The organism is Microcystis sp. LE19-10.1B (assembly GCF_027530565.1).
Taxonomy (GTDB): domain Bacteria; phylum Cyanobacteriota; class Cyanobacteriia; order Cyanobacteriales; family Microcystaceae; genus Microcystis; species Microcystis aeruginosa.
Map to the genome: position 1 here is coordinate 1 of NZ_JAPZQM010000397.1, position 8992 is coordinate 8992.

The 8992-nt window shown below is 41.8% G+C and carries 9 protein-coding genes and 1 tRNA gene; 7 read left to right on the top strand and 3 right to left on the bottom strand.

Translation table 11 applies throughout. From position 1 onward, the window contains the following. The first annotated feature begins 272 nt into the window (after nt 1–272). From O9332_RS14380 to O9332_RS14395, 5 genes are all read left to right on the top strand, one after another. Complete coding sequence (locus tag O9332_RS14380; RefSeq protein ID WP_002760581.1) at nt 273–1451, top strand: AI-2E family transporter; 1179 nt, start codon at nt 273–275, stop codon at nt 1449–1451. A 739-nt stretch (nt 1452–2190) separates the two neighbouring features. Continuing rightward, nucleotides 2191–2385, top strand: coding sequence for a TLTLP motif-containing protein (locus tag O9332_RS28435; RefSeq protein ID WP_012267246.1), 195 nt, complete (start codon nt 2191–2193; stop codon nt 2383–2385). Between the two features lie 161 nt (nt 2386–2546). Next, on the top strand, nt 2547–3056 hold the full coding sequence (locus O9332_RS14385; RefSeq protein ID WP_002760578.1) for an inorganic diphosphatase: 510 nt from the start codon (nt 2547–2549) through the stop codon (nt 3054–3056). Nucleotides 3057–3169: 113 nt separating this feature from the next. Then, nucleotides 3170–3319: a hypothetical protein gene (locus O9332_RS14390; protein ID WP_196219846.1), complete on the top strand. Its 150-nt coding sequence runs from the start codon at nt 3170–3172 to the stop codon at nt 3317–3319. Then, complete coding sequence (locus O9332_RS14395; RefSeq protein ID WP_288026119.1) at nt 3316–3999, top strand: N-acetylmannosamine-6-phosphate 2-epimerase; 684 nt, start codon at nt 3316–3318, stop codon at nt 3997–3999. The genes O9332_RS14390 and O9332_RS14395 overlap by 4 nt, the downstream gene beginning before the upstream one ends. Before the next feature lie 161 nt (nt 4000–4160). Here O9332_RS14395 and O9332_RS14400 read toward each other — a convergent pair whose 3' ends face one another. The 3 genes from O9332_RS14400 to speB all read right to left on the bottom strand — a co-directional run bounded on the left by O9332_RS14400 (nt 4161) and on the right by speB (nt 6310). After that, on the bottom strand, nt 4161–5210 hold the full coding sequence (locus tag O9332_RS14400) for a Rieske 2Fe-2S domain-containing protein (RefSeq protein ID WP_002760575.1): 1050 nt from the start codon (nt 5208–5210) through the stop codon (nt 4161–4163). A gap of 80 nt (nt 5211–5290) precedes the next feature. After that, nucleotides 5291–5364 (bottom strand) — tRNA-Val (locus O9332_RS14405). A 46-nt stretch (nt 5365–5410) separates the two neighbouring features. Beyond that, nucleotides 5411–6310 carry an agmatinase gene (speB, locus tag O9332_RS14410; RefSeq protein ID WP_288026122.1) on the bottom strand — a complete coding sequence of 300 codons (900 nt, stop codon included), beginning with the start codon at nt 6308–6310 and terminating at the stop codon, nt 5411–5413. A gap of 794 nt (nt 6311–7104) precedes the next feature. Between speB and O9332_RS14415 the strand changes: the two genes are divergently transcribed. Both O9332_RS14415 and O9332_RS14420 read left to right on the top strand, forming a co-directional pair. Further along, nucleotides 7105–7659: a GIY-YIG nuclease family protein gene (locus O9332_RS14415; RefSeq protein ID WP_012267255.1), complete on the top strand. Its 555-nt coding sequence runs from the start codon at nt 7105–7107 to the stop codon at nt 7657–7659. A 3-nt stretch (nt 7660–7662) separates the two neighbouring features. Further along, nucleotides 7663–8871: a DNA sulfur modification protein DndB gene (locus tag O9332_RS14420; protein ID WP_288026124.1), complete on the top strand. Its 1209-nt coding sequence runs from the start codon at nt 7663–7665 to the stop codon at nt 8869–8871. The last annotated feature ends 121 nt before the right edge of the window (nt 8872–8992 follow it).

Genomic DNA, 8992 nt, shown 5'->3' on the forward strand with positions numbered 1-8992 from the left:
TAAATCCTTATCTGGCAAGAGACTTAATTGATTAGTTCGCTCTAGATCGAAAACAATTGACAAAAATCGCCAAATGTCTTTCTCTATAAGAGTTTCATTCCTTATAATCCTGTACGTTGCATAAGACAAACCGAAGAACCATCTGGGTTGTAATAAACCTACACCTGTCAGCATCCCACACCCCATCACCCCACTTCCCCCCGGTTGAGTTAGCGGGTTCGGCTTCGATCTGTCAGAATACAAGTATTGAAACAAACCTTTTAAGAGGCTTCATGGTGGAAGTTAAAGTCGTTCCCCCGAAACGCAATTGGGTTCAGACGTGCTGGCAATCCCTGAATTCCTTATCCCGCTTACTGGTGATTGCTCTAGCCGCACCACTTGTCGTCCTGAATGTCTGGGCATTATCGGCAATTTTTGGCTATTTTGAATCTTTATTTGTTATTTTACTGATAGCGGCCGTTCTATCTTTTCTCTTGGGTTATCCGGTGACTTGGTTGGAACGTCAGGGATTAAAACGGGGTTTAGCTGCAATCGTGGTTTCCCTGATCACGATTTTAATTTTTGTGGCCGTGGGCATAACCCTAGTTCCCCTAGTCTTCACCCAAGCACAGCAATTTGTCAACAGATTGCCAGAATGGTTAGACTCGGGACAGCGCCAACTGATGCAACTAGATACCAAAATCGACACGATGAATCTACCGATTCCGATCAGTTTCGATGGTGTTATCGCTCAGTTTAACAGTCGTTTAGGGGCAGAATTGCAAATTCTAGCGGGAAGAAGCGTTAATTTAGCCCTTAATCTCACGGTTTTTACCGTGGTGCGGGTGCTTGATGTGCTGCTAACCATTATCCTCACCTTTTATCTACTTCTCCACAGTCCCGATATCTGGAGGAGTATTATCCAATGGTTGCCCAAACCCGTCCAACAACCCTTTTCCCTAACCCTACGCTTAAGTTTTCAGAATTACTTTGTCGGACAGGTAATTTGCGCCACCTGCATGGCCCTGGGATTAGTCACGGCATTTTTATCGATTAAAGTCCCTTTTGGTCTCCTATTCGGTCTGTTGATTGGCACCATGGCCTTAATCCCTTTTGGGGGAACTGTAGGCATTGTCACGGTGACAGCTTTACTAGCTTTGCGCGATATTGGTTTAGCTCTGCAAGTTTTAGCCGTGGCTGTAGTGGTGCAGCAAATTGTCGAAAATGGCATTGCTCCCCGGATTTTGGGCAGTGTCACTGGGTTAAATCCCTTTTGGGTGTTGGTCTCGGTCTTGACGGGGGCGCGAGTGGGCGGTTTACTGGGGGTGATTGTCGCGGTTCCCATGGCAGTAATGATCAAGGAAGCTTTGGAGGTTATCCGTCAAGTGACACCAGAGGAGACAAAACACGGGATAATTAAACCCTCTCTCCCCCTAGAATCAGAATCCTCTAGCGAGGTGGTTTCTCGCTGAAGAATGACTGACGGCATGATCTAGGGCGATGTGAGCAGTAATATTGGCCGGGAGAAATCGGCAATTTTCTCGCAGGTTCTTGGCTTTTCTCCCTCGATCGAGTTATGATATCCATATTGGTAGATTAACTCCACTTGCCCTGATCGCTGTCCCTGACAAGCAAGGACAAATCAAGGCTTGAGGATGCCTTGCTGGTCTCTGGGGCCTGGCTTATTGGGAGATTAGCTAACCAATTGTCTCTAAACTCGGATAATTTTAAGAACGGGTCATTGTCTATCCCGATAAATCAGCAAAAAATCGATATTTTGGTTAAATAGGCTACATTAACAGCCAAGTTTCTATCGTAAGCTCGAAGTTAAGACATAAAGTCAATATCACCCTCCGATTGCAATGAGAAAATGTTTGAATCGCTTAATATTTGGGCTTTTCAGACATTTTTTTTGTGGATTGATACTAAATCCAGTTATTAAAAACTGATTTAGTATGACATGGACAAACACCAACAGACCATGATCTGGAGAGATCGTCAAGAAAAGTATCAGAGTGAACTCTTGGAAAAGAATTGGTAAAATATAATTAGTAGGGAGAGTATTGCTGTTAATGTTTCGCTTTTTAACGAGACGTTAACCAAGCTCAAAGGCAAAAAATAGCAGTAATTTGCTAAAAGCTAAAAGCCGATAGCTGACTGCTCTATATATCTCTCGTATTCTTTACTTGTCGAGTTCAACACGACCCCTTTATGGAATCAAGCAACCCGTCAGGGAAGACTTCCGAACCTCCTAGTCATAGGTGGGCCAATTTACTCGGAACCATGATCGCAATTCTGACCCTAACGTTACCCTTGTTAGCGATTGGATATAACTCCACGCCTAACTATACCGAAGAACCCCTTACCGGTAACACATCCTACTCCCTAACGAGGCAAATGAGGTGACAGAATTGAGATAGACGATTGCCAAAATAAAAATTTTTTTCTTCGTCCCGATCCCCCTTATGAGTAAAATTTGGATCGGAGTCAATCAAAGTGTGTTTTAATTTTGCTTGCGCTTTTAGGTGACTCTAAAGGCGCTATTGTCTTGTATTTGGAGAAAGCTTGTGGATTTATCGCGCATTCCTGCCCAACCGAAACCAGGTTTAATTAACGTTTTAGTGGAAATTACCGCCGGCAGTAAGAATAAATACGAGTTTGATAAGGATTTAAATGCCTTTGCTCTCGATCGCGTTCTCTATTCTTCGGTACAATATCCCTGTGATTATGGTTTTGTTCCCAATACCCTCGCCGATGATGGCGATCCTTTAGATGGTATGGTGATCATGGATCAGCCTACTTTCCCCGGCTGTGTGATTACGGCGCGTCCCATTGGTATGCTAGAAATGATCGATGGTGGTGATCGCGATGAAAAAATTCTCTGTGTTCCCGCTAAAGATCCTCGTTATGCAGAGGTAAAATCTCTTAAAGATGTCTCTCCCCATCGCTTGGAGGAAATCGCCGAGTTTTTCAAAACCTATAAGAATCTAGAGAAAAAAGTCACAGAAATTCTCGGTTGGAAAGATGTGGACGCAGTAACCGCTTTAGTTGAACAGTGTATTGCTGCTTATAAGTAAGGTTTGCGGCAAAAAGTTTGTTGTGGGGTTAGGAGTCGGGAGTCAGGAGTCAGAATTCAGGAGTCGGGAGATAGGGTGATAGGGATTTAGGGGTTTAGGGAAATTTCAGCCAAATGCTCCACTACCCCACTACCCCACTACCCCACTACCCCACTACCCCACTACCCCACTACCCCACACCCCACACCCCACACCCCACACCCCCACACCCCACACCCCACACCCCACACCCCACACCCCACACCCCACACCCCAATTTATGAGAATAGAAACCTTAAAATCGGGTTTAATCGTCTCCTGTCAAGCGCCAGTGGAGTCATCTCTGCACGATCCTGTAATTATTGCCGCCATGGCTCATGCTTGCGTGGATAGGGGTGCTTGTGGGGTCAGAATTGATAGTCCCGCTCATCTGAAAGCCACCCGTCAACAATTGCCGGATATACCGATAATTGGACTCTGGAAACGCAATTATCCCGATTGTTCGGTATATATTACTCCCAAATATCAAGATGCTCTCGCCATTGCCGATGCGGGTGCCGATATAATTGCCTTGGATGCTACCCCCAGAAAGCGTCCTAATGATGAAAATTTAGCCACAATTATCGCTCGTATTCATCAGGAAACTGGTAAATTAGTCATGGCAGATATAGACTCGATCGAAAGTGCTATTTATGCCGTGGCAGCCGGTGCTGATATTGTCGGTACAACTCTTTACGGTTACACAGAAGCAACTAAAAATCTGCCACCGCCGAGTTTTTCTTTCCTAGAAGAATTAGTTAATAAGTTGTCAGTTCCTGTTATCTGTGAAGGAGGAATATCGACTCCAACAGAAGCCAAAAAAGCCCTAGAAGTTGGTGCATATTCGGTAGTTGTCGGCACGGCAATTACTGGGATTGATTTAAAAACTACCGCTTTTTTACAAGGAATTTTATCAAAAGATTAATGGGAGGGAAAAAACCAAAAAGTTTAGCCGCACCTCCTAAAATAGCGACAACCAAAGCGATTAAAATACCCCGGTTTGTGAATTGAGGAGAGGCAATAGCCAAAAGGCAAAACGGAGAATAAATAATCAGTGGGCAAGTCCAGTCATAAAATCATCGAGTTCTAACTGCGCCACCGTAAAATTTGTGCTTTAATGGGGTTGACAAAATCCCGTTTTTCTGCTTGAGATTTTTCGTATTCTTGCTTGAGGCGATAATACCATTTGGCCTGGGTATCGGCATCATCAATTAACATCAAAGCTGGATGATAACTAAGTCCTTCCTGTTGTTTAATTACCACATCGCGATCCTGTTTGAGGAATTGTAGAGTTAAATAACGCAAAAGAGGGGTTAAAAATGCCAACCAAGGAATCGTATAGTATAAACTTTGATGGACTTCGCAGTGATTTTCATCGATGGGAGTAATTGCCGTAAAAGCACAGGCTAAATACCGATCACCTCGTAGTATTTCTGTACGCACCGAGGGCAATTCAAAAACAATTTCAATCGATACTTTATTACCCAAAATTTTATAGGGTTTCGCACTTACGGGCATATCATAGGGAGCAAGACGAAAACCGAGGGGAACAGGTTCGTATTGTTTTTCTTTGACCCGAAATTTGCGTGGACCGCTGCGCCACCACCAAGAAGTATGAACGTAGGGACCGTGGGCCGGATCCATCAATCCCACCACTGCATGGTCAATATTGCAGTCAAAAGTGATAGTTTCGGCTATTTTGGGGGTAAGTTTGCCAAAATCGGCAATAGTCGGCACAGGAGGCAGATTTTCTTGATTAATTTCTCTTTTTGAGTCTGCCGGAATAAACACCCAGATATGACCTTGTATTTCACGACAGGGATAACTGGTGACGCAAATTCTGCTAATATCAAGGCGATCGTGTTCCGTTAATGAGGGGATCTCAGAACAAACGCCATCGCTAGTATTAAATTTCCAGCCATGATAGCAACAGTACACCCCATCCCCTTCAATCCAGCCATGGTGCAGCGGAATGCCACGATGGGGGCAAATATCCCGCAATGCGAACACTTCTCCATCCTCTCTCCTACCGACAACAATCGGTTCACCTAGCATTTTTTTGGCCATTAGCTGACCGGGTTTAAGTTTATTTGCCGGTGTGGCCACATACCAAAAGTCGCGCAGTAAGCTAGTCATAGGGTTTGTCTGGAGAGCTTCGATCGTTCATCCTATCATCAGAAATGAAGGTTATGACCGGGACTAGGGCAGATAATTTATGGACGTAACTGGATTCGAACCAGTGACCCCATCGATGTCAACGATGTACTCTAACCAACTGAGCTATACGTCCGCACGAATTGTTATTATAACACGATTGCTTCTAATTAGGCAAGCCCCTAGGCAATAAATTGATAGCCAATTAACTTATAAATTAACTTGGCAGTGGTAAATTCTGAGACCACCGAATCACTAATCGGGGCCAATTCCATCACATCACAGCCAATCACCTGATGAGTTTGGAAAAGACGACGGAGAAAGCCTAGGGTTTGATGCCAACTTAACCCCCCCGGTTCAGGTGTTCCCACCCCCGGAATTAAAGCCGGATCTATGCCATCCACGTCTATGGTTAAAAATACCTTCTCGGTGCTAATTTTGGCGATCGCTTTTTCGATCCAATCCGGATCCCTGGCGATATCTCGATCCCAAATTACGGGAATCTGCTGTTTAGCGATTAATTCCGCTTCTTCTCGACAAATAGCCCGAATTCCCACGGGTAAAGTCGGTAAACCCATTTCTAACACCCGACGCATCACACAGGCGTGGTTATGGTGCGATCCTTCGTACTCAAAACGCATATCGCCATGGGCATCAATTTGAACCACCGTAAAAGGGTCCGATAAAGCTTGTCGATAAGCTTGTACTACTCCCGTGGTGATAGCGTGTTCACCCCCGACGGCGACGACAAATTTATCATCGGCAATTAAACGAGAAACTGTAGCTGTGGTGACGGCTAACATCTCCTCGGCGGACAATTGCGGTTGTTGACGGGTATCGGCGATCGCATCATGGGTATAGATGCCCACTTCTAAACAGGTTTCCCTCTTAAGTTCCTCGTCATAGGCTTCCAATTGTTGGGAAGCAGTAATCACCGCCGCCGGTCCAGTTTCACAACCCTTGCGATAGGTGGTGGTGGCCTCGTAGGGAATCGGCAGGATCACGGCCTTAGCTGTGGCGTAAGTGGCGATCGCTTCACTACCTAAAAATTGTTCGCTACCGGTGGCGCCAGACAATAACATGGGCAAGTCACAGAAAATTTTAGTCTAATCTTCTATTATAAATATTTTGACTATTTTTGTCTATCTCAACTGACTCCAAACATATCTACTACAATAGCCGACAACCCTTATCCATCAATGGATACATCCCTTAACTTTTCTTGGTGTACCCGTGTTTATTGTAATATTTCTCAATGGACAGGGATCGAGCATATTTGCTGAAACCGAGTTAGATTTATGGGGGGTTTCCTTGATTTCTACCAGGGAAGAGGGCATCAGAAATTCTCTTAATCCCTCCCAAAGCACAGGTTATGGCCTTTTGTCAAGGGGGAAGTTCAGATCTTAATTGAAAATATAAGTAGAGATTAGCGATCGCTAAATTGGAAGCCATGAGTAAATTTACTTTATATTATGACTGCGATGGTAGTTTAAAAACTCTTGAACTGCCTTTAATCCTTGTCAATTCTCTCTGCATAGCTTCAAATACTTGACATTTTTAGTATATTTGAATTACTCATTAGGGATAACTATCTGACATTAAACAGGAATCTTGACTCTTCTGGTTTCTGTGTGGAAACGAGGTCTATACTGATAGTCTATGCCGCAAAATAGTCCTAAAAGTCTTGCCTGATAAGTATTTCACGATTTCATAAGCAAAAATTATCACACAAAGTCGAGAAGATCCGAATCTTCTTTACATTATGTTATTGAAGGGTTTCATTTGGGAATGATATAATTGCACGGAGAGATTACAAGTCACTCTATAAAATCCTCAAAAGCGGGAATGGGCTAATTCTGAGTCTCAGCATATCATCATGGAAGAAACAGTTCACGACAATTTTTTCAAAAAATTTACTGTGGTAACAGCTACTAGATCTGCTGCAGATTATCTCCCGGAGTCATCGGGTGTTTACGCTTTCTATCATGCGTTTGATTTTTCTGAGCATGATTTGTGTGGTAATATCAAGACTCGCTTGCAAAATACAGTGTTTAAAACAAAATTTTCTGAGAATAATGATAGAAGCAAATTTACCATAGATATCTGTGGAGAGCCAGTTAGTTTATCTCAGAACATGGAATATTTTCTTCAAGAAATTTCTCAACCAAAGGAGCGAAGAATTCTGAAAGAGTTTCTAATTTCATGTAGCATTTTACAGCATCCAGAATATATTGGCACGGCAAACAATTTAAGAATGAGATTTCTTCAACACTTGGAAAGAGAGGATGGTTTTTTATCAAAACATGGAAATTCAAGATCGAATAACGAATTTTTGTTTATTTCCTTTCCTTGTCCGAAAAATATTTCTAGACAATTGGAAAGCTTATTAATTCAATTATGTCAACCCAAATTCAATACTCAAAGGAGTTAAAATATGGAACTAGATAATCAGTCTCCAGAAACTATTGAATATAAAGCAATCACTGGTAAGTTTGGTGAAGTTAGATACTTTATAACAACCTTAGAACAAAGTGATGCAGTAGAAAACATTCGATTTGCTGACGAGATACAAGGCAGCTGGAGCTTCTCCGAAAGAGTCCAGAGAAAACTCGATGAAAAAAGAGCGGAAACAGAAATATTTTCCTACTTAGCTCAAGGGGGAATTAGGTTTTTTAATTCAATTGTAGTCGTCCTTTTGCCAAACTCAAATGAGCAACGAGAGTTCTGGGATTTTTCTACAGTTAGTAGTCAAGGTAAAACTGTAGAAAAATGGGTTAATTTAAAACTGTACAAAAACGTTGCTAGAATTGTCATTGATGGACAACATAGATTACTTTCTCTAAAAAGATACTGGAATGCTCACACAGGCAAAGAACCATTAAATTCTCAACAGTTAAAAGATAGCTTTGATTGCTCTGAAACCTTTGATATACCAGTTGTTTACTTAGTATTTAGAGAACTTGGAAGGGTAGGCTATAGCAATGCAAGCGAAACTATTAGAGATGATATTATCAAAGCGACTCGTAATATTTTTACAGTTATAAACAAAACTGCAAAATCTATTGATAAACAAACTCAATTATTGCTAGATGACAGTAAAATATCAGCATTAATTCCCAGAAAAATTTTGGAAGAAAAAGTGCTTGAAGACAAATATGTTAAATGGTCTTCTACAAACAGTTTAAATCAAGCAGATCCTTATCTAACTACACTAAATTTAATTAGTGAATGTACTATGGAAATTTTAAAAGACTCCCCGCAAGCTTTAAAAAAATCATTTAATTCACCTAATGAGCGACAAATGGCTTTAAAAGATTACTATGATTCTCATCCTAATTTGTCACAAATAGGCACAAAAGCTGTACTTAATTGGTTTTTTAACGAACTTCAACCATTTAAGGATTGGATATCACAGCTAAATTATTTAGAGGTAGATGTGCCGATTCAACCAGATCAACCGCAGCTGAAACCTAGCCAGAAAGCAGCGATAAAAAGGTTACGGCAATCCAGTATTTTATACACAGTTTTGGGACAAAAAATACTCTTTTTTGCAGTTTCGAGATATTTACTTAGAGTAAGAAAAGAGTATCGGATTACCGCCACTCTTAGCGCTATCTCAGATAGTAAGCTAAAACGCACTTAAACCACCTAAAATAGAAATAGTAATTTTAGAAAAATCCTACTTATGCCAGCCAAAGATTTCCTAGACTTAGAAGAAAAGAAAAACTTACAAAAAGCTCTTAAAGAAGAAGAAAGAGCAGAGG

What these genes read in the sequence shown, in the direction of transcription:
- O9332_RS14380 (WP_002760581.1), top strand. Translation starts at nt 273, where the DNA reads ATGGTGGAAGTTAAAGTCGTTCCCCCGAAACGCAATTGGGTTCAGACG.
- O9332_RS28435 (WP_012267246.1), top strand. Translation starts at nt 2,191, where the DNA reads ATGGAATCAAGCAACCCGTCAGGGAAGACTTCCGAACCTCCTAGTCAT.
- O9332_RS14390 (WP_196219846.1), top strand. Translation starts at nt 3,170, where the DNA reads ATGCTCCACTACCCCACTACCCCACTACCCCACTACCCCACTACCCCA.
- O9332_RS14395 (WP_288026119.1), top strand. Translation starts at nt 3,316, where the DNA reads ATGAGAATAGAAACCTTAAAATCGGGTTTAATCGTCTCCTGTCAAGCG.
- O9332_RS14400 (WP_002760575.1), bottom strand. Translation starts at nt 5,210, where the DNA reads ATGACTAGCTTACTGCGCGACTTTTGGTATGTGGCCACACCGGCAAAT.
- speB (WP_288026122.1), bottom strand. Translation starts at nt 6,310, where the DNA reads ATGTTATTGTCTGGCGCCACCGGTAGCGAACAATTTTTAGGTAGTGAA.
- O9332_RS14415 (WP_012267255.1), top strand. Translation starts at nt 7,105, where the DNA reads ATGGAAGAAACAGTTCACGACAATTTTTTCAAAAAATTTACTGTGGTA.
- O9332_RS14420 (WP_288026124.1), top strand. Translation starts at nt 7,663, where the DNA reads ATGGAACTAGATAATCAGTCTCCAGAAACTATTGAATATAAAGCAATC.